Source organism: Humibacter ginsengiterrae (assembly GCF_054780115.1).
Genome location: NZ_BAAGWY010000001.1, coordinates 82,454 through 106,771, shown reverse-complemented (window position 1 = coordinate 106,771; position 24,318 = coordinate 82,454). Strand labels below are relative to the sequence as shown.

At 66.4% G+C, this 24,318-nt stretch carries 25 protein-coding genes; 13 read left to right on the top strand and 12 right to left on the bottom strand.

The window, feature by feature from the left end; genetic code table 11:
* Positions 1 to 60 precede the first annotated feature (60 nt).
* Positions 61 to 1,197 carry an alkaline phosphatase family protein gene (locus ACYVII_RS00555; RefSeq protein WP_460530488.1) on the top strand — a complete coding sequence of 379 codons (1,137 nt, stop codon included), beginning with the start codon at positions 61 to 63 and terminating at the stop codon, positions 1,195 to 1,197.
* A 32-nt stretch (positions 1,198 to 1,229) separates the two neighbouring features.
* Here the strand turns inward: ACYVII_RS00555 and sepH are convergent, their stop codons facing one another.
* Positions 1,230 to 2,276: a septation protein SepH gene (gene sepH, locus ACYVII_RS00550; protein WP_460529379.1), complete on the bottom strand. Its 1,047-nt coding sequence runs from the start codon at positions 2,274 to 2,276 to the stop codon at positions 1,230 to 1,232.
* Positions 2,277 to 2,489: 213 nt separating this feature from the next.
* Between sepH and ACYVII_RS00545 the strand changes: the two genes are divergently transcribed.
* Positions 2,490 to 2,783 (top strand): DUF4193 domain-containing protein, encoded by a 294-nt coding sequence (locus tag ACYVII_RS00545; RefSeq protein WP_146322659.1) that lies wholly within the window; start codon positions 2,490 to 2,492, stop codon positions 2,781 to 2,783.
* Positions 2,784 to 2,790: 7 nt separating this feature from the next.
* Here the strand turns inward: ACYVII_RS00545 and ACYVII_RS00540 are convergent, their stop codons facing one another.
* Positions 2,791 to 3,258, bottom strand: coding sequence for a DUF3093 domain-containing protein (locus tag ACYVII_RS00540; RefSeq protein ID WP_460529376.1), 468 nt, complete (start codon positions 3,256 to 3,258; stop codon positions 2,791 to 2,793).
* A 38-nt stretch (positions 3,259 to 3,296) separates the two neighbouring features.
* Here ACYVII_RS00540 and dut point away from each other — a divergent pair, with 38 nt between their 5' ends.
* The 5 genes from dut to dxs all read left to right on the top strand — a co-directional run bounded on the left by dut (position 3,297) and on the right by dxs (position 10,123).
* Complete coding sequence (gene dut / locus ACYVII_RS00535) at positions 3,297 to 3,755, top strand: dUTP diphosphatase (RefSeq protein WP_460529373.1); 459 nt, start codon at positions 3,297 to 3,299, stop codon at positions 3,753 to 3,755.
* The gene (locus ACYVII_RS00530; protein WP_460529370.1) at positions 3,752 to 4,354 is read left to right on the top strand and encodes a DUF3710 domain-containing protein; all 603 of its coding nucleotides are present in this window, start codon (positions 3,752 to 3,754) and stop codon (positions 4,352 to 4,354) included. Before dut ends, ACYVII_RS00530 begins: the two co-directional genes overlap by 4 nt.
* 2 nt (positions 4,355 to 4,356) lie before the next feature.
* The gene (locus tag ACYVII_RS00525) at positions 4,357 to 5,121 is read left to right on the top strand and encodes a DUF3159 domain-containing protein (protein WP_460529367.1); all 765 of its coding nucleotides are present in this window, start codon (positions 4,357 to 4,359) and stop codon (positions 5,119 to 5,121) included.
* Positions 5,122 to 5,234: 113 nt separating this feature from the next.
* Complete coding sequence (acnA, locus tag ACYVII_RS00520) at positions 5,235 to 8,057, top strand: aconitate hydratase (RefSeq protein WP_460529364.1); 2,823 nt, start codon at positions 5,235 to 5,237, stop codon at positions 8,055 to 8,057.
* 119 nt (positions 8,058 to 8,176) lie between these two features.
* Positions 8,177 to 10,123: a 1-deoxy-D-xylulose-5-phosphate synthase gene (dxs, locus tag ACYVII_RS00515; protein WP_460529361.1), complete on the top strand. Its 1,947-nt coding sequence runs from the start codon at positions 8,177 to 8,179 to the stop codon at positions 10,121 to 10,123.
* Between the two features lie 18 nt (positions 10,124 to 10,141).
* On the opposite strand, the gene ACYVII_RS00510 is transcribed toward dxs, so the two are convergent.
* From ACYVII_RS00510 to ACYVII_RS00490, 5 genes are all read right to left on the bottom strand, one after another.
* Positions 10,142 to 10,675, bottom strand: a complete 534-nt coding sequence (locus tag ACYVII_RS00510; RefSeq protein WP_460529358.1) for a dihydrofolate reductase family protein — start codon at positions 10,673 to 10,675, stop codon at positions 10,142 to 10,144.
* 79 nt (positions 10,676 to 10,754) lie between these two features.
* Positions 10,755 to 12,896 (bottom strand): 3-hydroxyacyl-CoA dehydrogenase NAD-binding domain-containing protein, encoded by a 2,142-nt coding sequence (locus tag ACYVII_RS00505; protein ID WP_460530485.1) that lies wholly within the window; start codon positions 12,894 to 12,896, stop codon positions 10,755 to 10,757.
* Between the two features lie 8 nt (positions 12,897 to 12,904).
* The gene (locus tag ACYVII_RS00500) at positions 12,905 to 14,104 is read right to left on the bottom strand and encodes a thiolase family protein (RefSeq protein WP_460529355.1); all 1,200 of its coding nucleotides are present in this window, start codon (positions 14,102 to 14,104) and stop codon (positions 12,905 to 12,907) included.
* 115 nt (positions 14,105 to 14,219) lie between these two features.
* A complete protein-coding gene (locus tag ACYVII_RS00495) occupies positions 14,220 to 15,416 on the bottom strand; it encodes a ribonuclease D (RefSeq protein WP_460529352.1) in 1,197 nt (398 codons plus the stop codon).
* The gene (locus tag ACYVII_RS00490; RefSeq protein ID WP_460529349.1) at positions 15,409 to 16,005 is read right to left on the bottom strand and encodes a DUF3000 domain-containing protein; all 597 of its coding nucleotides are present in this window, start codon (positions 16,003 to 16,005) and stop codon (positions 15,409 to 15,411) included. Before ACYVII_RS00490 ends, ACYVII_RS00495 begins: the two co-directional genes overlap by 8 nt.
* A gap of 29 nt (positions 16,006 to 16,034) precedes the next feature.
* Here ACYVII_RS00490 and ACYVII_RS00485 point away from each other — a divergent pair, with 29 nt between their 5' ends.
* Positions 16,035 to 17,282, top strand: coding sequence for an alpha/beta hydrolase family protein (locus tag ACYVII_RS00485; protein ID WP_460529346.1), 1,248 nt, complete (start codon positions 16,035 to 16,037; stop codon positions 17,280 to 17,282).
* A 14-nt stretch (positions 17,283 to 17,296) separates the two neighbouring features.
* Here ACYVII_RS00485 and ACYVII_RS00480 read toward each other — a convergent pair whose 3' ends face one another.
* Positions 17,297 to 17,737: a SufE family protein gene (locus ACYVII_RS00480; protein ID WP_460529343.1), complete on the bottom strand. Its 441-nt coding sequence runs from the start codon at positions 17,735 to 17,737 to the stop codon at positions 17,297 to 17,299.
* Between the two features lie 43 nt (positions 17,738 to 17,780).
* Positions 17,781 to 18,683 carry a sulfurtransferase gene (locus ACYVII_RS00475; protein ID WP_460529340.1) on the bottom strand — a complete coding sequence of 301 codons (903 nt, stop codon included), beginning with the start codon at positions 18,681 to 18,683 and terminating at the stop codon, positions 17,781 to 17,783.
* 223 nt (positions 18,684 to 18,906) lie between these two features.
* Here ACYVII_RS00475 and zapE point away from each other — a divergent pair, with 223 nt between their 5' ends.
* From zapE to ACYVII_RS00460, 3 genes are all read left to right on the top strand, one after another.
* Positions 18,907 to 19,959 carry a cell division protein ZapE gene (gene zapE / locus ACYVII_RS00470; RefSeq protein ID WP_460529337.1) on the top strand — a complete coding sequence of 351 codons (1,053 nt, stop codon included), beginning with the start codon at positions 18,907 to 18,909 and terminating at the stop codon, positions 19,957 to 19,959.
* A gap of 187 nt (positions 19,960 to 20,146) precedes the next feature.
* Positions 20,147 to 21,421, top strand: coding sequence for an ammonium transporter (locus tag ACYVII_RS00465; RefSeq protein ID WP_460529334.1), 1,275 nt, complete (start codon positions 20,147 to 20,149; stop codon positions 21,419 to 21,421).
* Positions 21,422 to 21,990: 569 nt separating this feature from the next.
* The gene (locus ACYVII_RS00460; RefSeq protein ID WP_460529330.1) at positions 21,991 to 22,233 is read left to right on the top strand and encodes a hypothetical protein; all 243 of its coding nucleotides are present in this window, start codon (positions 21,991 to 21,993) and stop codon (positions 22,231 to 22,233) included.
* A gap of 12 nt (positions 22,234 to 22,245) precedes the next feature.
* Here ACYVII_RS00460 and ACYVII_RS00455 read toward each other — a convergent pair whose 3' ends face one another.
* Positions 22,246 to 22,605, bottom strand: a complete 360-nt coding sequence (locus ACYVII_RS00455) for a hypothetical protein (RefSeq protein ID WP_460529327.1) — start codon at positions 22,603 to 22,605, stop codon at positions 22,246 to 22,248.
* Positions 22,606 to 23,026: 421 nt separating this feature from the next.
* On the opposite strand from ACYVII_RS00455, the gene ACYVII_RS00450 reads away from it, so the two are divergent.
* Both ACYVII_RS00450 and ACYVII_RS00445 read left to right on the top strand, forming a co-directional pair.
* Positions 23,027 to 23,242 carry a hypothetical protein gene (locus tag ACYVII_RS00450; protein ID WP_460529324.1) on the top strand — a complete coding sequence of 72 codons (216 nt, stop codon included), beginning with the start codon at positions 23,027 to 23,029 and terminating at the stop codon, positions 23,240 to 23,242.
* Between the two features lie 69 nt (positions 23,243 to 23,311).
* Positions 23,312 to 23,575: a hypothetical protein gene (locus tag ACYVII_RS00445; RefSeq protein ID WP_460529321.1), complete on the top strand. Its 264-nt coding sequence runs from the start codon at positions 23,312 to 23,314 to the stop codon at positions 23,573 to 23,575.
* Here the strand turns inward: ACYVII_RS00445 and ACYVII_RS00440 are convergent.
* Together ACYVII_RS00440 and ACYVII_RS00435 are read right to left on the bottom strand one after the other, a co-directional pair.
* Entirely contained in the window at positions 23,565 to 23,999 is a 435-nt protein-coding gene (locus ACYVII_RS00440) for a hypothetical protein (protein WP_460529318.1), read from the bottom strand. The genes ACYVII_RS00445 and ACYVII_RS00440 overlap by 11 nt on opposite strands.
* Positions 23,999 to 24,304 carry a hypothetical protein gene (locus tag ACYVII_RS00435; protein ID WP_460529315.1) on the bottom strand — a complete coding sequence of 102 codons (306 nt, stop codon included), beginning with the start codon at positions 24,302 to 24,304 and terminating at the stop codon, positions 23,999 to 24,001. Before ACYVII_RS00435 ends, ACYVII_RS00440 begins: the two co-directional genes overlap by 1 nt.
* Positions 24,305 to 24,318 lie beyond the last annotated feature (14 nt).

Sequence of the window (24,318 nt, the reverse complement as noted above, 5' to 3'; positions counted from 1 at the left end):
GCCGCCGGCGGGGAGGGATCCCAGTCCGCGCGGGTCTGCCAGACTGGCCGGGTGGGCTCAATGCTACCGGCCGGATTCCCGTCATCGACGAGCCTTGCCGACGTTCTGACCAGTTGCCTGTCCACCATCTCCGGAGCGAGTCCGACCATCCCGATTCCGCGGGTCGCAAGGGCTGTCGTGGTACTCGTCGATGGACTGGGAGCCCAGTCGCTGCGGGCCCGTTCGGGGCACGCACGCTTCCTCGGTCCGCGGCTCACTCGTGCATCAACGCTGGACAGCGGGTCCCCGACGACCACTGCCGCGGCGATCGCCACACTGTGCACGGGAAGGATGCCAGGCGAGCACGGCATCGTCGGCTACCGCGGTTACGATCCGACGACCTCACGCGTGTTCAATCACCTCAGCGGATGGAACGGCGTGCCGGCACCTGAGCGCTGGCAGCGTTGCGAGACCGTGTTCCAGGCAGCGGCGCGTCAGGGCATCCCCTCCTACGCGGTCGGTCCCGAGCGCTACCGCTCCTCCTCATATACCGCGGCCGTGCTCCGGGGAGCGGAATACGTCGCCGCCGACAGCATGGAACGCCGCGTGGAGGTCGTGCGCGACCTCTTCGATCGCGGTGGCAAGCGGCTGGCATACCTCTATCTCCCCGAGCTGGACGTCGCCGCTCACGCCAGCGGCTGGGAATCGGATGCCTGGCTCGTCGCGCTCGAGGAGCTCGACTCGGCCATGGCGCGGCTCGCCCGGTCGCTCCGCACCGGCGAAGGGGCATTCGTGACCGCAGACCACGGGATCCTCGACGTACCCCAGACGTCTCACGTGCTCTACGACGCGGTTCCTCGCCTCACCGAGTCGGTGACACGGGTCGGCGGAGACCCGAGGCTGCTGCAGCTCTACCTGGGTCCGGACGCCACGGAGTCCGACGAACACGAACTGGCGGCGGCCTGGCGAGAAGCGGAGGAGCACCGGGCCTGGATCGCCACCCGATCGGAGGCGATCGATGCGGGATGGTTCGGCCCGGCCGTGGACGCCGACGTCGCACCCCGCATCGGCAACGTGCTCGTCGCCGCTCGGGGACGCATCGCGTACTACGACTCAACACCCGAAGGAGCGAAGAGCCGGCGCATGGTGGGCCAGCACGGCTCGTTCACACCGGAGGAGCGACGAGTTCCGCTGATCCGCCTCGGTGCTTTCGAGTAGCGGGCTTACGCCAGGTCTTTCGAGTAGCGGGCTTACGCCAGGTCGTCGTCCGTGCGCGCACCGAAGACGATCTCGTCCCAGCTGGGCATCGACTTGCGACCGCGCTTCGCGCCGCGCACCGGACCGGTTCCCGATCGATCCGACGCCTGCGGCAGCGGTGCGACGGGTGGCTCGGCAGGCGTCGGCACGTCTGTGGAGTCGAATGTGTCGAGCGGGATGTCGACCGCCTGCGGTCCGGAGTCACGGAGTCCCGCCGCCTCACGTTCGCCGCGCCGCTTGCGCAGTGCCTCGAGCAGGTCAGCAGTCTGGTGAACGTCTCTCGGCTCGTCGTCGTCGGCGCGCTTGATCGCCTGGATGGTGATCGCGTTGTTCACGTTCTGCGGCGCTCGTCCGCTGGACTGCTCTTGGCGCGCTCCGGCGGGCGCATCGTCGAAGGTGAAGGCGCCGCTGTCGAAACGGGATTCGTCAGGAACCGGCAGCACCGGCGAGACGGCGCGCAACCGGGGAATGAGGCCCGTCTGCAGTTCTCCCTGCTGCGAAAGGGTGTGCGCGTCGGCATTGGACGGCGCGAGCGCCATCTTGCGCGGCTCGAATGTCCAGCGGGCATCGTGATCGACATCGTCGGCCACGAACGTGAGCTTGACGATCCAGCCGCCCTCGGGCTCCTTCCAACTCGTCCAGCGCTCGCCCGTTGCCCCGACAGAAGCGAGGCGATCCCGGATGACCGCACCGAACGTGTCGCCCTCGCTGAGGGGGTCGATGTCGGCGCCGGTGCGCACGGGAACGGCCAGAGCAGACGCGACTATGTGCTCGCGCTCGGCCACGATCGGACCCTCGAAGCGCTCGACGTAGCCGATGGCGGCACCGGTCAGCGAAGCGACCTCTTCTGCCGACAGACCTGAGCGGATGTGCGCCTGGATCTCCCGTGGCGAAACCTTGGGCCCCGTCACGGGATCGGGCTTGATCTGACGCAGCCGAGACTGCAGCATCTCGTCGATGGCGATGCGGAACCGCTCACCGCTGTCGTTCGCGGCGAGCAGAGCGCCGTTCTCGATCCCGATGACCTTCAAATCCTGCATGCGAAACGCCTCTTTCGACCTCGTTGCGTTCGAGGCAACCCTGCCATGGAATCGCGGTATTTCCGGGGAATAACCGGGGCGCGCCGCGAGTTGATCGGAACGCACAACCGAAGACCGAAAGAACCGGTCGCGGCGCGTTTGCTATTCCAGGCCTCCTGATGCAAACTATGCCCGCCGATTTCTTCGGATCGCATGAACAAGAAGTGGATGGGAATGGCAACCGATTACGACGCGCCGCGGAAGACCGACGACGACTCCGAGTCGATCGAGGCCCTCAAAGAGCGGGTTCCCGACAAGATGTCCGGGGTGGTCGACGTCGACGATGCCGACAACCCAGGCGGATTCGAGCTTCCCGGAGCAGACCTCTCCGATATCGATCTCGATGTCGTCGTCCTGCCCCCGCAGGCCGACGAGTTCACGTGCGTGAGCTGCTTCCTGGTGAAGCACCGCTCGCAGATCGATCACGAGACGAAGCTGGGGCCGATCTGCGTGGAGTGCGCGGCCTGAGACTTCATCAAGAATGAGGAGCCGGCGGCAGGTTGTCGCCGGCTCTGTCGTTGAGTGCCCGGGCGAGCTCGTTCGGGCGTCGAGTGGACAGCAGCCAGTAGGGCGCCGGGTCGTCTTCGTCGAGGATGGGGATACGCACCACGCCGCTGACCCAGCCCCTGATGAGCAGCCAGGCACGAGCATCCAGAAGCCTTCCGCGCTGCATGGTGGCTTCGGTGCCCTCGAACGTCTCGGCAGCTCCGAGGTAACGCCGTTCGATGTGGGCGCGCCCCGCCTTCAACTCGCCGGTCGTCACCTCGATCGTGGGTGATCCGGCGATGAGGCCGGCCACGCATCCCGCGTAGAGCAGCACGGCGCACACGATCCCGACGGTCATGTTGATCGGCGCGAACACGATGATGCTGGCGGGGATCACGAGCGCTGTCGCGACGAAAAGCCAGGGGGCGGCCCAAAGCCGCTCTCGGTACACGGTCATACGTCTATTCGACCAGAGTTCTGCACTACCCTCGACACGTGATCGAATCCGTCGACGTGCTGACAACGGCGCTGGAGCCACCGCGGTACGCGCACCACGACGATGCGGGCGCCGATCTCTGCTCCACGGACGCCGTGACGCTGAACCCGGGTGAACGGGCGACGGTGGGCACCGGGGTCGCGATCGCGCTTCCGGACGGATATGCGGCGTTCGTGGTCCCTCGTAGTGGACTCGCAGCGAGGCACGGCATCACGATCGTGAACGCCCCCGGAACGGTGGATGCCGGCTATCGCGGCGAGATCCGCGTCACCTTGCTCAACACGGACGCCAGGACGGCGTACACGATCGCTCCTGGCGACCGCATCGCACAACTCGTTCTGATGCCGGTGACGCGGGCCACGTTCATCAGCGTCGACGACCTGCCGGAGAGCGTGCGCGGCGCGAACGGATTCGGCTCCACCGGATACACGGCACTTCAGTCAGGAGAGAACGCGTGAGCGACACAGGGGACATCGCCCCCGAGGAATGGGAGAAGTCAGCGCCCGAAGACCGTGAGATCGAGGGTCCGTTCGACGACAGCGAGGCCAACCCGGTACGCCCGTACATCGACCTCGGCGGCGTGAAGGTGCTGCCGCGCGAGGGCCTGCAACTGCGGCTGGAGGTCGAGGAGGAGACCGGAAGAGTGGTGGCCGTCGGGCTCGACTACTCCGGCTCTACGCTCCAGGTGCAACCGTTCGCCGCACCGAGATCCAGCGGGCTGTGGCACGAGATCCGTGCGCAGATCGCGGACCAGATCCAGCACCAGGGAGGCCGTATCAGCGAACGCGACGGCGTTTTCGGTCCGGAGCTGGTGGCCGAGATTCCCGTCGCCCAGCCCGGTGTTCCCGGAGAGACGCGCATCGCGCGGTTCATTGGTGTCGACGGTCCACGGTGGTTCCTGCGCGGCGTGATCGCCGGCGATGCGGCGATCGACCCGACGGCCGCGGCCGAGATCGAGGACCTGTTCCGCAGCGTGGTCGTCGTGCGGGGCAACCAGCCGATGCCGCCCCGCGATCTGATCCCGCTGCGCATGCCGGCCACTCCGAGCGACGCCTGATCGTGCCCGAACGCGACGATTCCCACTCCGAGCGGGACGACGAGACGACGGCGGCCGGACTCGGCAAAGCGATAACGCAGGCGGCCGGCGGCGGCATCGGTGCCATTGCGGCGGGCGAGGCGCCGACTGGACGCGCGCTGTTCGACGCGATGGGCGGCGTGCGGGGGCTGTGCGAGACCATCCTCCCTGGGCTCCTCTTCCTGGTGCCGTTCACCGTGCTCACGAGCATCCGGGAACCGTGGGCGCAGCAGTTGGCCATGCCCGTCTCGCTCGGGGCATCGGTGCTCGTGGCCGGCGCCTTCACGCTGACCCGCATCGTCACGAAGTCGCACGTCGCCCAGGCGGTCGCCGGACTGCTCGGCGTCGCCGCATCGGCGATCCTGGCGTTGATCAGCGGCAACGCGGCGAACAACTTCCTGCTGGGCTTCCTCATCGACGCCGGATACGGCATCGCGATGCTCGTGTCGATGCTCGTGGGATGGCCACTGCTGGGTCTGGTGATCGGCTATCTGATGGGCGACGGTGTCGCCTGGCGGGCGAGCAGGAGCAAACGCCGCGTCATGCAGATCCTCACCGCGTGCTGGCTGGCCCTGTTCGCGGGACGCCTCGCCGTGCAGCTGCCGCTCTATTTCGCGGGTCTCACCGTGGCGCTGGGCTTCACCAAGTTGCTCATGGGCGTTCCGCTGTACGCCACGCTGGTGCTCGTCTCTTGGCTCGTAACACGTGCCGTATACCCGCCGAAGCAGGCCCCGGATACCGAGGAGTGATGCTTCGGCCTGGAGCCGCGCGAGGCGTCCACCGGCCCTGCATCCGCTTCCGAGCGGGTGTTAGAGTTATCTCGACATCAAGATAAATTTCTGCCGACGAAGGAGAGGGCAGCGTGTCAGCCGACAGCGTTTCCGCAACGAACAGCTTTGGAGCACGAGACACCATCACGGTGGATTCGACGGACTACGAGATCTTCAAGATCGAGGCGGTTCCCGGCTACGAGAAGCTCCCGTTCAGCCTCAAGGTGCTTCTGGAGAACCTGCTGCGCACCGAAGACGGCCTCAACGTCACGAAGAGCCAGATCAGCGCTCTTAGCAACTGGCAGCCGGAGGCGGAGCCAGACACCGAGATCCAGTTCACGCCGGCGCGCGTCGTGATGCAGGACTTCACCGGTGTTCCCTGCATCGTCGACCTGGCCACCATGCGCGAGGCCGTCAGCGAGCTGGGCGGCGACCCCGAGAAGATCAACCCGCTCGCTCCGGCCGAGCTCGTGATCGATCACTCCGTGATCGCCGACGTCTTCGGCACGCTCGACTCCTTCGAGCGCAATGTCGAGCTGGAGTACGAGCGCAACGGCGAGCGGTACCAGTTCCTTCGCTGGGGCCAGTCGGCGTTCGACGACTTCAAGGTGGTGCCCCCGGGGACCGGCATCGTGCACCAGGTCAACATCGAGCACCTCGCCCGAGTCACGTTCACCCGTGAGGTGAACGGGAAGCTCCAGGCATACCCCGACACGCTCGTCGGGACCGACTCGCACACCACCATGGTCAACGGTCTCGGCGTGCTCGGCTGGGGTGTCGGCGGCATCGAGGCCGAAGCCGCAATGCTCGGGCAGCCGGTCTCGATGCTCATCCCGAAGGTGGTCGGCTTCAGGCTCACCGGGTCCATCCCCGCGGGAGTGACCGCGACGGATGTCGTGCTCACCATCACGCAGATGCTGCGCAAGCACGGGGTCGTCGGCAAGTTCGTCGAGTTCTACGGAGCGGGTGTCGCACAGGTGCCGCTCGCGAACCGGGCGACGATCGGCAATATGAGCCCGGAGTTCGGCTCGACGGCAGCGATCTTCCCGATCGACGACGTCACGCTCGAGTACCTGCGGCTCACCGGCCGTTCCGAGGCGCAGGTGCGCCTCGTCGAGGAGTACTCGAAGGCGCAGCACCTCTGGCACGAGCCGGAGATCGAGCCGGTGTACAGCGAATATCTGGAGCTCGACCTCGGAACCGTGGTGCCGTCCATCGCCGGCCCCCGTCGCCCCCAGGACCGCATCGAGTTGAGCCGCGCCAAGGAGCAGTTCAACTCCGACCTGAACGACTACGCCGAGATCGACCACGATCTCGTCGACCTCACGATCTCCGAGTCGTTCCCGGCCTCCGACCCCGGTGAGCTGAGCCCAGAGGATGCCCGCAGCATCCACCAGCATCATCACCACAGCCACGCTCCGCTCACCGCGTCCAAGCCGACGCACGTGACGATGAGCGACGGCGACTTCACCATCGACCACGGTGCGGTCGCGATCGCAGCCATCACGTCGTGCACGAACACCTCGAACCCGGAGGTGATGCTCGCCGCAGGCCTCCTCGCCCGCAATGCCGCCCGCAAGGGCCTCAAGGCGAAGCCGTGGGTGAAGACCACCCTCGCGCCGGGCTCCAAGGTCGTCACCGAGTACTACGAGAAGGCGGGCCTCACCGGATACCTCGAGGACCTCGGCTTCTACCTCGTCGGCTATGGCTGCACGACCTGCATCGGCAACTCCGGCCCGCTGCCCGAGGAGATCTCCGCGGCGGTCAACGGCAACGACCTCGCGGTGACGGCCGTGCTCTCCGGCAACCGCAACTTCGAGGGTCGCATCAATCCCGATGTGAAGATGAACTACCTGGCCAGCCCTCCGCTGGTGATCGCCTATGCGCTTGCCGGATCGATGAACTTCGACTTCGAGTCGGATGCCCTCGGCGCCGACCAGGACGGCAATGACGTCTATCTCAAGGACATCTGGCCCGACGCCGCCGAGGTGCAGAAGACCATCGACGAGTCCATCAACCAGGACATGTTCACGCGCGAGTACGCGAGCGTGTTCAACGGTGACGAGCGCTGGCGTTCGCTGCCCACCCCGACCGGCTCGACGTTCGAGTGGGATGCCGAGTCCACTTACGTGCGCAAGCCTCCGTACTTCGAGGGGATGACCGTAGAGACCACCCCGGTCGTCGACATCGCCGGCGCACGCGTTCTCGCCAAGCTCGGCGACTCCGTCACGACCGACCACATCAGCCCCGCGGGCTCGATCAAGGCGGACAGCCCCGCCGGCCACTACCTGAGCGAACACGGGGTCGAACGCAAGGACTTCAACTCGTACGGGTCACGGCGCGGAAACCACGAGGTGATGATCCGCGGAACCTTCGCGAACATCCGTCTGAAGAATCAGCTGCTGGACGGAGTGGAGGGCGGCTACACCCGCGACTTCACGCAGCAGGACGGTCCGCAGGCGTTCATCTACGACGCTTCGGTGAACTACCAGAAGGCGGGAACTCCTCTCGTGATCCTGGCGGGCAAGGAGTACGGATCGGGGTCCTCGCGCGACTGGGCGGCGAAGGGCACGACGCTGCTCGGGGTGCAGGCGGTCATTGCTGAGAGCTTCGAGCGCATCCACCGGTCGAACCTGATCGGCATGGGTGTCGTGCCGCTCCAGTTCCCGGCCGGCGAGTCCGCCGAGAGCCTGGGCCTCGACGGGACCGAGGAGATCGCGATCAGCGGACTGACCAAGCTCAACGAAGGATCAACGCCGAAGACGGTGCATGTGACGGCCACTCCGACCGATCATTCCGCGGAGGGCAAGGAGCCAGTGGAGTTCGACGCGGTCGTACGCATCGACACGCCCGGTGAGGCCGACTACTACCGCAACGGCGGCATCCTCCAGTACGTGCTGCGCAGTCTGGTGTGACCGTTCGTCAGTGAGCATCTGAGAGGGGCCGGGATCATTCGATTCCGGCCCCTCTGCCTCCGGCCTCTCTTGAGGACGGGATGCGTAGACTCGTGGCTCAGGAACGAAAGGCGGCCGGTATGACCCTTCTCGAGACGATCCGGGGCCCCCGCGACCTCGACGCTCTCTCGAAGGAACAGCTCGAGCAGGTGGCTGCGGAGGTTCGCGAGTTCCTCGTCTCCAACGTCGCCAAGACGGGTGGCCACCTTGGGCCCAATCTCGGCGTCGTCGAGCTGACGATCGCGCTGCACCGCGTCTTCCAGTCGCCGCACGACGCGATCGTCTTCGACACCGGACATCAGGCGTACGTGCACAAGCTGCTCACCGGGCGTCAGGACTTCTCCACCCTGCGCCAGACCGGCGGGCTCGCCGGGTATCCGCAGCGGTCCGAATCGGAGCACGACATCGTCGAGTCGTCGCACGCGTCCAGCTCGCTCTCGTGGGCGGACGGCATCTCCAGAGCCTTCACGATGACCGGCCAGCGAGAGCGTTACGTGATCGCCGTGGTAGGTGACGGCGCGCTCACCGGTGGGATGACCTGGGAGGCGCTGAACAACATCAGCGACGACAACGACCGCCGTCTGATCATCGTCGTGAACGACAACGGCCGGTCGTACGCCCCCACGATCGGTGGCATGGCGCGCTTCCTCAACACCGTTCGCACCCGCCGCGGCTACAAGAGCCTCTACCTCACCAGCCGGGCGGCGTTCGACAAACTGGGCGCTCCCGGTCGTGCGGTCTACCGGGGCATGCGCGGGGGATTGCACGGCTTCCTCTCACGCTTCACCAACAATGAGGCGCTCTACTCAAACCTCGACATCAAGTACATCGGACCGGTGCAGGGCCACGACATCGCCGCCCTCATGGAGGCGCTGGAGCAGGCGAAGAACTACGACGCTCCCGTCATCGTGCACGCGATCACACAGAAGGGGCGCGGATACGAGCCCGCGCTGCGCGACGCGGCCGACCAGTTCCACAGCGTCGCACCGATCGATCCGGAGACCGGTGAACCGATAGCCCAGGCAAACGGCACGTCATGGCCGTCCGTCTTCGCGGACGAGATCGTGCGGCTGGGGGAGACGGATTCCCGGCTCGTCGGCATCACGGCCGCGATGCTGCGTCCCGTCGGCCTGCACCGCTTCGCCGAACGGTTCCCGGAACGCGTCATCGATGTCGGAATCGCCGAACAGCACGCGGCGACCAGCGCGGCCGGTATGGCGTTCGGCGGCCTGCACCCCGTCGTCGCGCTGTACGCGACGTTCATGAACCGCGCGTTCGACCAAGTGCTGATGGACGTCGGCCTGCACAAGGCGGGGGTCACCTTCGTGCTGAGCAGTGCTGGCGTGACGGGACCCGATGGTCCCAGCCATCACGGCATCTGGGACCTCGCGACGCTCCAGGTCGTACCGGGCATCTGCATCGCCGCGCCCCGCGACGGCGAGAGGCTGCGTGAAGAGCTCGGCGAGGCCGTGGCCGTCCAAGACGGGCCCACCGTGGTGCGCTACCCCAAGGGGGAGGTGCCGGAGGCGATCGAGGCCGTGCGCCGAACGTCCGACGGTGTCGACGTTCTGCGCGAGGATGATGCCCGCGATGTCCTCATCGTCGCGGTCGGCGCGATGGCATCGACGGGACTCGACGTGGCACGACGGCTGGCAGCCCAGGGCATTGGCTGCTCGGTGATCGATCCCCGCTGGGTGGTGCCGGTTCCGGCGAGCGTCATCGAGTTCTCGGCGCGTCATCGCCTGGTCGTGTGCATCGAGGACGGCATCCGGGTGGGCGGCATCGGCACGCGCATCCGGCAGGATCTGCGCGAGGCCGGCGTCGACACGGCGGTCACCGAAGTCGGTCTGCCCGACGAGTTCCTGGAGCACGGAGCCCGAGCCGACATCCTGGACCGCGCTCGGATGACGCCCCAGCACATCGCCCACGACGTGATGGGGATGGTGCTCGGCTCGAAGCTTCCCTACGCGCGCGGCGTGAGCGGCGACACGGGAGCACAGCCCATCGTGGTGCGCGCGAAGGAGTGACCGCGCCGGGGATGCCGGTCAGCGAACGACGTCGTAGCGCAGTCCGACCGCTCCGCTCGGAAAGTCGTGCCGCGCCGTGAGCCGCAGCCTCAGGTCGCTGTCGACAGGCAGCAACGGAGCACCGCCGCCCAGCACCACCGGCATGATCGTCACGATGAGCTCGTCGAGCCTGCCGAGCCTGGCGAACTGCGCGACGACGTCGCCGCCCCCGACCAGCCAGACGTCGCGGTCGCCCGCGGCAGCCGCGACATCATCGATGACGGATGCCACATCGCCGGCATGGAATCGCACGTCGCGTCCCTGCACCCGGGGCAGGTCCCTGTGCGTGAGCACCCAGGCCGGAACCTCGTACGTGTACGCATCCGGCCCCTCGCCGAGGATGAACTCGTACGTGGAGGCACCCATCACTATTGCGCCGACCTCGGCGATGAATCGCTGGTAGTCGGGTGTGAACTCCGCGAAGCCGAATGCGGTGAGCCAGTCGATCGCGTTATCACGGTCGGCGATGTACCCGTCGAGGCTGGAGGCGACGTAGTAGCGGAAGCGGGTCATCCGCACAACGTAACGCGGGCTCCCGACATCCGACGAAGCGGTCCTGCCGGGAGCCCGCGTTACCGGACTGGCCGATGCCTTATGCGCCTACGCCCATCAGCACCGGGTGGTGGAAGGTGTCGCCGAAGACGCGCTCGCTGGCGCCTACCCGGTCGAGATAGGGCGTGATGCCGCCCATCTGGAACGGGAAGCCGGCGCCGAGGATCATGCAGAGATCGATGTCTTCGGCGGCCGCCACGACGTGATCGTCGTCGAGCATGCGGTGGATCTCGTCGGCCAGGCCGTCCTGCAGCCGGGTCAGGATCTCTTCTTCGGTAAGCGGGTTCTTGCCGACGGTCATGACCTTCAGCGCACCCTTGTCGAAACCCTTGACGTTGCCCTTGCCGTCCTTTTCGAGCAGCTTGCCGTAGTCCGCAAGCTTGTGCAGGTTCTCGCTCCGGTGGAAGCGCTCGGGGAAAGCGGCGTGGTGCGTGTCCAGCACATGCGCGCCCACCTTCAGTCCCACCAGATCGAGCAGTACAGAAGGAGCCATCGGGAGCCCGAGCGGCGCGATCGCCTTGTCGACGGTCTCGAACGGCGTTCCGCTGTCGACCGCGTACATCGCCTCCCCGAGCAGCTTGGCAAGCACCCGGTTCACGACGAACCCGGGGGTATCGGCCGTGATCACGGCGTTCTTCTTGAGCTTGGCAGCCGTGACCATCGCGGTCGACAGCGTCGCATCATCTGTCTTCGTCGCCTTGACGACCTCGATCAAAGGCATCACCGCGACCGGTGTGAAGAAGTGGAAGCCAACGAGTCGTTCGGGATGCTCGAGCTTCGCACCGATCCGGTCGACGGAGAGACTCGACGTGTTGGTCGCCAGCACCGCCTCCGGTGACACGATCTTCTCGATCTCGGCGAAGACGTCCTGCTTGACGCCGAGCTCCTCGAAGACCGCCTCGATGACCCAATCGCAGTCGGCGAACTCGCCCTTGTCCGTCGTGCCGCGGATGAGCGCGCGCAACCGGTTCGCCTCGTCGGAGCCGATGCGTCCCTTGCCGAGCAGCTTGTCGATCTCGTCGTTGATGTAAGCGACGCCCTTGTCGACGCGTTCCTGGTCGATGTCCGTGATGATCACGGGCACCTGCAGCCTGCGGAGGAAGAGCAGCGCGAACTGGCTCGCCATGTACCCGGCGCCGAGCACGCCGATCTTCGTCACCTTCTTGGCGAGCTCCTTGTCGGGCGCACCTGCCGGCCGCTTCGCTCGCTTCTGCACCAGGTTGAAGGCGTAGATGGATGCCTGCAGCTGGTCCCCGGCGATGAGATCGGCGAGCGCGTCGTCCTCCAGTGCGAAGCACGCCTCCTTGTCGCCGCTCTTGGCCGCCTTCAGCAGATCGAGCGCCTTGAACGGCGACAACGGGACAGTGCCCAGCTTGGATGCCACCTGGTCGCGCGCGATCTTGATGGCGATGTCCCACTTCGCGAGGCGCTCCAGCTTGCCCGGCGCGTTCTTGCGCTCCACCTTCTCGGTGCCGTTCAGTACGCCGTCGACGAACTTGATGGAGTCTTCCAAGAAGCTCACTGGGGCGAACAAGCGGTCCGCGATGCCGAGCTCGTAGGCATCCTGCGCCTTCAGCATGCGGTTCTGCTTGAGCGGGTTCTCGATCACGACCCTAAGTGCGTTCTCGATGCCGATCAGGTTGGGCAGGAGGAATGTGCCGCCCCAGCCTGGCACCAGGCCGAGGAAGACCTCGGGAAGGCCGATTGCGGCGGCCGAGGCGTCGATCGTGCGGTAGTCGGCGTTGAGAGGCAGCTCGAGGCCGCCCCCCAGTGCGAGACCGTTGATGAACACGAAGCTCGGCACGCCGAACGATGCCTGCTTGCTGAGCACGAAGTGGCCGAGCTGTGCCAGCCGTTTCGCGATGTCACGGCTCGGCACTTCGGCGACCTTCGAAAGGTCGGCGCCGGCGGCCAGGATGAACGGCTTTCCGGTCGTCGCCACCGCGTGAATCTCACCACGCGAGGCGCGCTGCTTCAGCTCGTCATATGTCTTGCCGAGCTCGAGCAGCCCGACCGGACCGAATGTGTTCGGGCGGGTGTGGTCGCGTCCATTGTCGATGGTGACGAGCGCGAGCACCTTTCCTGATGCCAGTTTGACGTCGCGCACGTAGTTGTGCGTCACGACCTCGTCATCCGCGAACGCCAGCAGGTCGGAGAAGTCGATCTTCGAATAGTCGGTCACGCCCGTGCTCACTTTCCGTACTTCTTGTGGTGCGGGTTTTCCCAGATCACCGAGCCGCCCTGGCCGAGGCCAACGCACATGGCGGTCAGGCCATAGCGCACCTCGGGGTGCTGTTCGAACTGACGCGCGAGCTGGATCATCAGCCGCACCCCGCTGGCGGCCAGCGGATGCCCGATCGCGATCGCACCACCCCACTGGTTGACCCGCGGGTCGTCGTCGTCGAAGCCGAAGTGGTCGAGGAAGCTCAGCACCTGAACAGCGAACGCCTCGTTCAACTCGAACAGGCCGATTTCGTCGATGCCGAGGCCCGCGTTCTTCAGTGCGCGCTCCGTCGACGGGATCGGCCCGATCCCCATCACCTCCGGCTCCACGCCCGCGAACGCGAACGAGACCATCCGCATCTTCGGTGTGAGACCGAACTCCTTCGCTGCGCGCGAGGAGGCCAGCAGCGACGCGGTGGCGCCGTCGGTAAGAGGAGACGCGTTTCCGGCCGTGACGCGCCCGTGCGGACGGAACGGCGTCTTCAGGGTTGCAAGGCCCTCCATGGTGGTATCGGGACGCATGCCTTGGTCTTCTGTGGCGAGACCCCAACCGGTCGCGCTCCGGTACGAGACCGGCACCAGGTCCGCCTGGATGTCGCCGGTCGCATACGCCGCGGCGAGCTTCTGCTGGCTGCGCATGCCGAACCGGTCTGACCGTTCCTTCGTCAGCTGAGGGAAGCGGTCGTGCAGACGTTCGGCGGTGTTGCCCATGTTGAGCGCAGCCGGATCGACGAGTTTCTCCGCCACGAACCGCGGGTTGGGGTCGACGCCCTGACCCATCGGGTGGTGCCCCATGTGCTCGACGCCGCCGGCGATGACCACGTCGTACTGCCCGAACGCGATGCCGGATCCGGTCGTCGTGACGGCCGTCATGGCGCCGGCACACATGCGGTCGATCGCGAAACCGGGCACCGTCGTCGGCAGGCCTGCGAGGATCGCCGCCGAGCGTCCGAGGGTCAGGCCCTGATCGCCCTGTTGCGTCGTGGCCGCAATGGCGACGTCATCCACCCTGTCCTTGGGCAGTCCCGGATTGCGCTCGAGCAGTCCGACGATCGACTTCACCGCCAGGTCGTCGGCCCGGGTGTTCCAGTAGATGCCCTTGTCGCCCGCCCGTCCGAACGGGGTTCGTACCCCGTCCACGAACAGCACGTCAGCTCTTTCGGCCACTTCGCCTCCCATTTCGCAGTCATCAGAGGCCCGAAGGCAGGCGGCACCCGCATCCGGAACCTGTTATGCAGATCCTAGAAACCGCGCCCGGCCGCCGAGAATCGATTGGGTGTTCCTACGAAGCGGATTCGGACGGCTCGACAGGGGATTGGCCCGCTTCGACAAACGCTGCGGCGACGATGCCTGCAGTCGCCTCAACCTGCCACGGGCGGGCATCCGCGTCGCGCATCGCTGCGGCGATCGTCGCCTCGTCGACGGTCTCGGGTGGTGACCACGCCAGACGACGCAGGGTCTCGGGGGAGAGGAGGTTCTCCACCGGCATGTGCAGTTCCTCGGCACGTGCAATGACGGCGGCACGCGCCGACCGTAGCCGTTCGTTCGCCTCCGGGTTGCGATCAGCCCACGCGCGCGGCGGCGGGATGCTCTCCCCACTGGATCGCAGCACGGGAAGGTCGTCGGTGGTGCGGCCGCGACTCACGGCATCCCACCACCTGTCGATCTCCGTGCGGCTGGCACGCCCCGTGAACTCGCGCATACCCACGAGTTCGCGCTTGCTCTCCGGCATGGCTTTGGCCACAGCGGTGATCGAGGCGTCCGGGAGCAGCCGTCCCGGCGCGACGTCTTTGCTCCGGGCGAGTTCGTCCCTGGCATGCCAGAGTTCCCTGGCCACGGCGAGGTTGCGAAGCCCGCGTATAGAGTGCACGCCCGACAGCCGCCGCCAGGGCTCGTTGCGTGCCGGCTTGGGGCTGCGTGCGAGCTCGTAGGCGAACTCCTGGGCAGCGATCTGAAGCTTCTCGTCTTTCTGCAGAATCTCCTGCTCGGCCTCCATCAGGTCGACCAGGAGCTCCACATCGAGCGCGGCATACGTGAGCCACGGGGCGGGAAGCGGTCGTGTCGACCAGTCGGCGGCCGAGTGCTCCTTCGCCAGATGGATGCCGAGCAGTTCCTGCACGATCGTGGCCAGCCCTACCCGCGGAAATCCGAGCAGGCGGGCGCCGAGCTCCGTATCGAAGATGGTGGCAGGATCGAGGCCCACCTCGCGCAGGCAGGCGAGGTCCTGACTGGCGGCATGCAGGATCCAGGGCACATCGCCCACCGCGTCCTGCAGCGCAGAGAAGTCGCCCAGTGCAGGCGGGTCGAACAGGAAGACCCCTGCGTCTCGCCGGAACATCTGGATCAAATACGCTCGCTGCGAGTACCGGAAACCGGACGCGCGTTCGGCATCCACCCCCACGGGACCCGTGCCAGCCCGCAGCGCGTCGACTGCCCGGCTGAATTCGGAAACGGAGTCGACGACGTGGTACTCAGTCACGCGATGTTCTCCGCTGGGTGAGGAGCCGAACCCCGTCGGGCAGCGGAGGGATGCCTGCGAGCATGCACAACAGGTCGCCCCACGCCTCGACGTGCGCGCGCATGTCGAAGTCGCCGGGCGTCCAGGATGCGCGCAGTTCGATCTGTGCACCGTCGCCCTGCCTGGCCAGCTCCCCGAATCCGGTCGAGATCACCTTGGTCGCCGTACCCGAGGCGGAGGTGTAATCGGCGCCGCGCTCGTCGAGCGCGTCGATCAGCCACGACCAGGTGACGTCGGCGAGGAACGGATCGAGACCGATGTCCGTCTCCAGCGGAGCCTGCGCGAAGCACACGACGCGGAACGTCCCGCCCCACTCCTCGGGCGCGGATGGATCGTAGAGCAGCACGAACCGTCCGGTGCCCAGGTCGGAATCCCGTCCGTGTCTCACGGGCGCGATGTCGGCGGCCAGCGCGATCGCGTACGGCGCCAATCCCGTCGGTGCCGGGATCTCATCGATGCTCAACTCCTTGCGAGCATCGAAGCGGCGCACGGAGTCGGCGGCCGCGGCGAACTCCGCAGGGATGCCGGGGGCCGCGGGTGTAGGGGACACGTTGGCAGACTAGAGTTTCGGCTCGGGAGTTGACCGAAGGCACGCCGCGTCCTGGGGCCGCCTTCGCCCGGAGGGGAGTGTCGGTGGGCCGGCTGACCAAGGTTCTCGTTCCGTTCGCCGTCCTCGGCGCCGTCGGTGTCGCGCTCGCGGCAGGCTACGTCACGGCGGCGACGGTCGTCGCCAAGATGGTGGTGACGCCGGCCAGGCGCAAACGGGAGGATGCCGGCATCCGGTCGGTCGCAGCCGATCTGTCCACAGTCACCCTGGGCGGCAACGCCGACGCCCTCCGCGTACCCGGACGGTACGGGCTCTGGTTCTCGAACGATCGCGGTTATGCGCGCATCGGCGACATCCTCGAGCTTGCGGACGACGGATCGGTCACCCGCGAGGTCGAGTCCGTCGTCTGGGGCGATCTGCGCTCCGCACGGCATGGCCGCCTCAGCAGCTGGTACTACACGTCGCCCAGCGACCTCGGTCTACCGGTCGAGAGCGTCGATGTGCCCGTCGACGACGGAGTGGCTCCGGCCTGGCTCTTCCCGGCTGAGCGGCCGACGGATCGTTGGGCCGTCCACATTCACGGGCGAGGGACTCAACGCCAGGAGACGCTCAGAGGGGTTCCGGTCTTCCACGAGAAGGGATTCACGTCGCTCGTCGCGAGCTACCGCAACGACGGTGACGCGCCGTCCAGCTCCGACGGCCGTTACGGCCTGGGATCGACGGAGTGGCGGGATGTCGACTCGGCCATCGCGTACGCGCTCGCTCACGGCGCGCGGCACGTCGTTCTGATGGGATGGTCGATGGGCGGCGCGATCGTGCTGCAGGCATCCGTTCGGTCCGCTCATGCCGACAGCGTGCGGGGAATCGTGCTGGACTCGCCGGTCGTGGACTGGCTGGAGACGCTCGACTACCAGGCCGGGCTGATGCGGTTGCCGCGTGGTGTGGCCCAGGGTGCGCTCCTGCTGCTCGACTCGGCGTGGGCGACCGGAGTGATCGGGCAGGACGCTCCCGTGGGCCTCGCCGGGCTCGACTTCACGATGCGCGCCCACGAGCTGAACGTTCCAGTGCTCCTGATGCACAGCGATGACGACGGGTACGTTCCGGCGGATGCCTCGCACAGGCTGGCAGCAAGCCGCCCCGACATCGTCACGCTCGTGCCGTTCCGGCAGGCCAAGCACACCAAGCTCTGGAACTACGACCGAGATCGCTGGACCTCGGCCGTCTCGTCATGGCTCGACGAACTCATCGACTCTCTCGACCAGACGCGGGAACCGGCGTAGTCGCCGGTCCCGCGTCACGCACCGCGTTTCAGCCGAACCTGGTGCTTGGTGCGACCGAGCAGGGCGGTCATACCGCGCACCCGCAGCGGTGAGACGGCTTCGGTGAGCCCGAGCTCCTGCGGGTAGTCGTCTGGAACCGCCAACACCTCGTCCGCCGTGAGTCCCGCGAGCCCTTGCGCGAGAATCGACGCGAAGCCTCTCGTGGTCGGCGACTCCTTCGGAGCGGTGGCGTAGAGCTGCACAATCCCGTCGTCGTCGACCTCCACGAAGATGAAGACCGGGGACTGACACTCGACGACGCGCTCGAAGAGGTCCGGATGATCGCGATAGCGCTCCGGAAGCTCCGGCAGTTCATTGGAGAACTCCAGCAGCAGCTGCAGGCGGTCACGGAGTTCCAGCGCGAGGAACTCCTCCTTGATCTCCTGCAGTGTGGCGGGGAGCGTGGCGTTCGTCATCAGGTTTCTATTGTCTCAGACCGGTCCGAATCTCTCAGGCGGATCAGGCGGCCGGGACCTCTCCGCGTTCGGCGCCCTTCACGATCGGAACCCGCACGGCGCTGCCCCACTCGGTCCAGGAACCGTCGTAGTTGCGCACATTGGTGAAGCCGAGCAGGTGCGTGAGCACGAACCAGGTGTGGCTCGAGCGCTCGCCGATCCGGCAGTACGCGATCACGTCGTCGCCATCCTGCAAGCCGGCTTCGCCCTTGTAGATCGCCTCGAGCTCGTCACGGTTCTTGAACGTGGCGTCCGGAGCGGCAGCCCGTGCCCACGGGACGGATGCGGCGGACGGGATGTGACCGGGGCGAAGCGCGCTTTCGGTGGGATAACCGGGGATCTCGGTGCGCTCTCCGGTGTACTCCTCGGGCGAGCGCACGTCGATGAGGGGGCCGCTTCCAAGATGTGAGAGCACGTCCTCTTTGAACGCGCGCACCTTGGAGTCGTCGCGCTCCACAACCGGGTACTCGGCCGCCTTCGGCGTCGGCACATCGGTCGTGATCTCGCGGCCCTCCGCGATCCACTTGTCGCGACCGCCGTCGAGAAGACGGACATCATCGTGTCCGAACAGCGTGAAGATCCACAGCGCGTACGCGGCCCACCAGTTGTTCTTGTCTCCGTAGATCACGACGGTGGTGTCGCGGGAGATGCCCTTCTCACTGAGAAGCTGCGCGAAGCGCTCACCCGAGACGAAATCACGAAGCACAGGGTCGTTCAGGTCGGTGTGCCAGTCGATCTTGACCGCAGTCGGGATGTGACCGGTCTCGTACAGCAGCACGTCTTCGTCGGATTCCACTACCGCGAGACCCTCATCGCCGAGGTGTTCGGCGAGCCATTCCGTGCTCACCAGCCTCTCGGGATGTGCGTACTCGGCGAACTTCGCGGAATCGTCGAATCCCACGGTCATGGTTTCCTCCTCGTAGTAGGGGTGCTGCTCGTTCTGGGCAGAAGCGCCTCGGATATCGCGGCTGCGCTGCTCAAAGGCTCAATCGGCTCGGTGATGCGAGCAAGCTCCCATCACGCTCACCTCAATCGCCTCTATCCTTGTTGCCAAGTCCCTCACGCGAACTTACGCGCCACCGCCTGGCAACCGCAGGGGCACTGTAAGACTTCGACACGTTAGGACCTGGATGGCCGCGCACGCGCTTCCCACCGCCGATCGCCTCACCGAAGTGACGCCGTCGATCACGGGCCGCGAGATCGCTGCCGAGCTCGTTCCACCGCCGCAGTTCCACACTGCCACGTTCGAGTCGTATCGTCCCGACCGGGATTTCCCGTCTCAGGCCGCGGCGGTGCAGACCCTCACGTCGTTCGCGCGCACCTGGGAGCCGCCGCAACCGGGCGGCTTTTTCGGCTGGGGCCGCAAGAAGCTTGAGGAGCACAAGCCGGGCGTCTACCTCGACGGTGGCTTCGGTGTGGGCAAGACGCACCTGCTTGCCGCCTTGTGGCACGTCGCACCGGCGCCGAAATACTTCGGCACGTTCATCGAGTACACGGCCCTCGTCGGAGCGCTCGGCTTTCAGCCGACGATCGATCTGCTGCGGGGCTCGAAGCTGATCTGCATCGACGAGTTCGAGTTGGACGATCCGGGCGACACCATGATGATGACCCGGCTGCTCGGTGCGCTCGTCGACAGCGGCACCCGCATCGCTGCGACGTCGAACACGCCTCCCCAGGCTCTCGGGGAAGGGCGATTCGCGGCTTCGGACTTCCTCAGGGAGATCCAGTCTTTGTCGTCGCATTTCGAGACCGTGCGCATCGACGGCCTCGACTACCGCAGACGCGACGTGTCCGGCGTGGCGGCGACGGTCGACGATGAGACGCTCGCCCGGGTCGTCGACGCGATCGCCGCCAGGGGAGAGCACGTGACGGCGGACCGGTTCCGCGACGTCGTCGATCACCTTGCCACCGTGCATCCGTCGAAGTACATCAAGCTCGTAGCGGACGTCGACGTGATCGCGCTCGCCGGCGTCGAGCAGCTGCACGATCAGATGGAGGCACTGCGGTTCGTCGCGTTCGTGGACCGGGTATACGACGCGGAGATCCCGATCGTCGCCAGCGGCGTGCCGTTGAACGACGTCTTCGACGCCGAGATGCTTCAGGGCGGTTACCGCAAGAAGTACCTGCGCGCGGTGTCCCGGCTCATCGCGCTGACGTCGGGCGAACTCCCGCCGCACGACTGAGCCCGCATCACCACGACGCGAGGCCCCCGAAACACGCTGTTTACAACCGCGCTTTCCCTGTAACCGGCGCGAAACACACGAACCTCTCTCACGAAATCTCCCGGCAGCAGACTGACGACACCTCACCGGGCATACGGCACCCGAGCCGCGGTGATGGAGACACCGGCATTCGTTAGAGGGAGACCCCATGTTGTTGCACGCAGCGGCCGCCTACGATGCGCAGACGAGCGTCAACTCGCTGTGGCTGCTCGTCGCAGCAGCACTCGTACTGCTCATGACGCCGGGCGTGGCGTTCTTCTACGGGGGGATGGTCAAGGCGAAGAGCGTCATCAGCATGATGATGATGAGCTTCGGTGCCATCGCCATCGTCGGTGTTCTCTGGGTGCTGTATGGCTACGGGCTCGCGTTCGGCAAGCCGCTCATTCCGGGATGGCTGGGAACCCCGGACTGGGGCCTGGCGAGCCTGCTCGGTAAGGACGGCACCACACCGGACCTGAACGGCCTCGCGTTCGCCGGATTCCAGGCGACGTTCGCCATCATCACGGTGGCGCTGATCTCCGGCGCCATCGCCGACCGTGCTCGCTTCGGCTCGTGGATGATCTTCGCCGGCATCTGGGTCACGCTCGTCTACTTCCCAGTCGCGTTCTGGGTGTTCAATCTGCAGAACGGCTGGATCGCGCACACTCTGCACGTCAACGACTTCGCGGGCGGCACGGCCGTGCACATCAACGCCGGTGCTGCGGGTCTCGCATTGGCCCTCGTGCTGGGCAAGCGTGTCGGGTTCCAGAAGGGCATGAGCAAGCCGCACAACGTGCCCCTCACGCTGCTCGGCGCAGCACTCCTGTGGTTCGGATGGTTCGGGTTCAACGCGGGCTCGGAGGCCGCGGTCGATGGAATCGCCGCACTCGCGTGGATCAACACCCTCGCCGCTCCTGCCGCCGCCACGATCGGCTGGCTCGTCGTAGAGCGCATCAAGGACGGCAAGCCCACCTCGATCGGTGCCGCTTCCGGCGCCGTCGCCGGCCTCGTCGCGATCACCCCGGCCTGCAACATCCTGACGCCGTTCTGGGCGATTGTGCTCGGACTGCTGGTAGGTGCGGTGTGCGCCTTCACGATCGAGCTGAAGTTCAAGCTGGGCTTCGACGACTCGCTCGACGTCGTCGGCATCCACCTCATCGGCGGCCTCATCGGAACGCTGTACATCGGCATCTTCGGCCTGACGCACGTCGACGGCGATCCGACGAAGCCGTACTCGAGCCTGCTTTACGGCGGCAGCTTCCTGCAGCTCGGCGCGCAAGCGATCGGCGCGTTCAGCGTGATGATCTACTCGTTCGCCCTGGCGTTCGCGATCGGCTGGGCCATTCAGAAGACCATGGGCTTCCGGGTCAAGACCGAGGATGAGATCGCCGGCGTCGACACCATCGTGCACGGCGAGGAAGGCTACGTGCTCGAGAACGTCTGACCGGCAGATACTCCGCCTGATACAGAAGAAGGACCCGGCAGGTTCCGGGTCCTTCTTCTTTTGGTGTTCCGTTTGTGGGCGATACCAGACTCGAACTGATGACCTCTTCCGTGTGAAGGCCACCCGCGGGGTCTACAGATATCCACAGCTGTCCAGAATCCGCGTAATTCCGCGGTTCTCACTCGCGTACGGGCACCTCTGGACGGGAGTGGATTCGTGCTGGTTGGGGTGCGCGTTGGGGTGCGCTGGCGAGCGAGCGCACCCCAGCTGCGTGGATGTCAACTCGGATGGGCAGCTTCCCACTCAGAGCGAGCGACCGTGAAGCCCGTAATGCTCGCGCCGTGCCAGTACTCGCAGGATTGGTTCGAGCACCGCTCGGGAACGTTCATATAGGTTCTCGCAGTGCTCGTTATCTGGGTCGTCTCGACGGTTCGGTAAATCACGTCCGAGCCGCATTCCTCGCATACCTCGTCAGTCATAGCCCGAGAGTAGAGCCGCTGAGCCGTCCAATGAAAGTGAACGACACGCCGGGAGTTGCGTCACTTTGGTTGGACGGCACTCTTGGATTCATGACGATCTGGGATGAAGAACCGACTGAAGGGACCGCGGCAGGGCAGCCCGTTGTGGTCGTAGCTGACGGCGTGCTCGTCGCGGCGCTGACGCCGTTGTGGGACGACGAGACCGGCATCCGCGGGTCGCTCGATTGGCTGGCCGATGACCTGAGCGAGTCAGGACTGCGTGCGCTGGCTGCTGCGCTCGCCGAGCTTGCCGACGCCGCGCCGCCCGGAGATGCCCGAAATGGACCGTCGTGACCGTCGTGCCCGTCAGTGGTTGCTCGTGCGGAGGAACCAGACGGCTACCGGCTTGAACGTCTTCGGGGTGAGCATCCGGAGCGTGTAGGTCGACTCGTCGACGCCACTGTCGTCTAGGAAGGTGACCTGCCCTGAAACGGTCGCTCCTGGAGCGAGCGGACCAATCTCCGGCAGACCGCTCGATTCGATCCCGATGGGAATCTGCGGAATGTCACCGGCGTCATAGTCTGTCAGGGTGCCGTCCCAAGCGCCCAGGGTGGTGGAGAGGTCGTAGTCGAACGGAACGCTGCTCGCATTGTGCAGCGTGACGTCGACAGCTAGCTCCATATCGCCGCCCTCGGTCGAGGAAGCGTGCGGGTCCGAGATTGTCATTGAGCCAGAGGTTCCGTGATCGTCCAGGATCGACTTCGGTACTCCCGCTGTCGCAACGATCGCTGGAGTCACGAGCGGTTTCGACGTATGCGCAGGCTTTGCTGCTGCCGACGAGCAGCCTGTCAGAACAGCGATGGATGTTGCGACGATCGCCGCGGCGGCAGAGATACGGTAGCGGAACACGACGCTAATCATGGCAGCTTCCTATCCCCGCAGGATGCCTCCCGTTCACGGGGATCGCTCGGCCCGACGTTGCGACGGGCCGGTCGAAGAGCGCACCGCACTCGTGGCAGCCGAAGCGGCGCGGTCCCTCGGCGTCGATCACGCATCCGGCGATGAACGCCGTGCCGTCATCTTTGCCATGCCACGGGGCCGAGGCCAGGCAGCGAACTGGAGCGCGTCAGCCGGTACAGTCGCGAGCGTGAGCACCGAGTGGACGATTGCGCATTCGTTGAACGCCGGTCACGTGATCGAGGAACGCACGTATACGAGCGTGCGCGTGGATGGTGACCGGCTCGACTACGCGAAAGCGCGGTGCTCGTGCGGCTGGTACGCGAAGAGCATTCGGATGGATCGGCCTGGCTGGCAGGAAGTGCTGAGCGATCAGGTCGAAGCTCACGCTGCGACCATCAGCTAGCGGTTCGCCCAGTCCGCGGCCCCTGTCGGCGGTCGATGGAAGAATTGCGAGATTCAACAGGGGGTGCGCATGGCGACTTACGTTCTGGGGTACGTGACCAGCGACGGCGAGTCGCGCGAGGTCTGCGCGGTTGTGGCCGACAGCGCCGAGTCGCCCGCCACTCGGATCATCGACGTGACCGACGAGGGCGCGACCGAGTTCATCGTGCGGTGGAACATCGAGCACTATCCCGAGCTTGCCTCGCCGCGGATGCTCGCCGCCGACATGGGCGGCAGAGGCACCTACCGGCTGGCTGAGTCGCCCATCACGTCCATCCCGCCCATTACGGTCTGAGCGCTGCCGAGTGAGCGACGCGCTCCCATAGAGTGCCAGCGAGAACGCTGCCACGGTCGCAGTAGCGCGCCTCAGCCGTCTTGTCGGCGTCCGAGTACGCGCCCGCCTCGCAAAGCCACTCCGGATCGGAGACGCGCACGCGCCCACCAGGGTGCACGATCTGCGCCCGCACCTTCGGCGTCGACTTGCCCGCCTTCAGGCGCTCCAGAGCGGCCCGAAACGGGGCCTCTTTCAGCCGCACACGGCGACGGCGTGCCGCCTCAGCCTTCGCGGCGCGATACGCCGGATCCGCTTCGTAACGCGCCCGGTTCCGCTCACGGGAGTCGCGCCGCTGCCGCTCAGCCCACTCAGGATCGGTGGCACGACGATTCCGCGCCCATGTACGTACGTACGCTCGGCGCTCGTCGGGATCGGTACGCGGCATCAGAGCGGCATCCCCTCGACGTCGCACTCGACCACGCGACCGCCCTCTGAGCCGGGGACAAGCCACCAGCGCGAGTCGTCGCGGTCGTTGGCGAACGTGAAGCGAGCCGCCTCGCGGTCCAGGCCAGCGAACATGCACGCTCGGAACATCTCGACCGTCGAGCAGATCATCGCCTCACCCGCCTCCCACTGCGCGCGCTCGGCCAGCCAGCGCGCCTCGTGGCCGGCGGTCCACCACTGCTGCAAGAACACGTCTCGGCGTGCGACGTGTGCCGATCGGATGGCCTGTGCGAACGGGTCAAGCACGCCACGCCGCGGGC

Bases quoted from the DNA above. Each gene is read 5' to 3' on its own strand.
- ACYVII_RS00555 (WP_460530488.1), top strand. From the start codon at position 61: ATGCTACCGGCCGGATTCCCGTCATCGACGAGCCTTGCCGACGTTCTG.
- ACYVII_RS00445 (WP_460529321.1), top strand. From the start codon at position 23,312: ATGGCGACTTACGTTCTGGGGTACGTGACCAGCGACGGCGAGTCGCGC.
- ACYVII_RS00460 (WP_460529330.1), top strand. From the start codon at position 21,991: ATGACGATCTGGGATGAAGAACCGACTGAAGGGACCGCGGCAGGGCAG.
- ACYVII_RS00465 (WP_460529334.1), top strand. From the start codon at position 20,147: ATGTTGTTGCACGCAGCGGCCGCCTACGATGCGCAGACGAGCGTCAAC.
- ACYVII_RS00540 (WP_460529376.1), bottom strand. From the start codon at position 3,258: ATGACCGTGTACCGAGAGCGGCTTTGGGCCGCCCCCTGGCTTTTCGTC.
- dxs (WP_460529361.1), top strand. From the start codon at position 8,177: ATGACCCTTCTCGAGACGATCCGGGGCCCCCGCGACCTCGACGCTCTC.
- ACYVII_RS00545 (WP_146322659.1), top strand. From the start codon at position 2,490: ATGGCAACCGATTACGACGCGCCGCGGAAGACCGACGACGACTCCGAG.
- ACYVII_RS00440 (WP_460529318.1), bottom strand. From the start codon at position 23,999: ATGCCGCGTACCGATCCCGACGAGCGCCGAGCGTACGTACGTACATGG.
- zapE (WP_460529337.1), top strand. From the start codon at position 18,907: ATGGCCGCGCACGCGCTTCCCACCGCCGATCGCCTCACCGAAGTGACG.
- ACYVII_RS00455 (WP_460529327.1), bottom strand. From the start codon at position 22,605: ATGACAATCTCGGACCCGCACGCTTCCTCGACCGAGGGCGGCGATATG.
- ACYVII_RS00480 (WP_460529343.1), bottom strand. From the start codon at position 17,737: ATGACGAACGCCACGCTCCCCGCCACACTGCAGGAGATCAAGGAGGAG.
- ACYVII_RS00510 (WP_460529358.1), bottom strand. From the start codon at position 10,675: ATGACCCGCTTCCGCTACTACGTCGCCTCCAGCCTCGACGGGTACATC.
- ACYVII_RS00475 (WP_460529340.1), bottom strand. From the start codon at position 18,683: ATGACCGTGGGATTCGACGATTCCGCGAAGTTCGCCGAGTACGCACAT.
- sepH (WP_460529379.1), bottom strand. From the start codon at position 2,276: ATGCAGGATTTGAAGGTCATCGGGATCGAGAACGGCGCTCTGCTCGCC.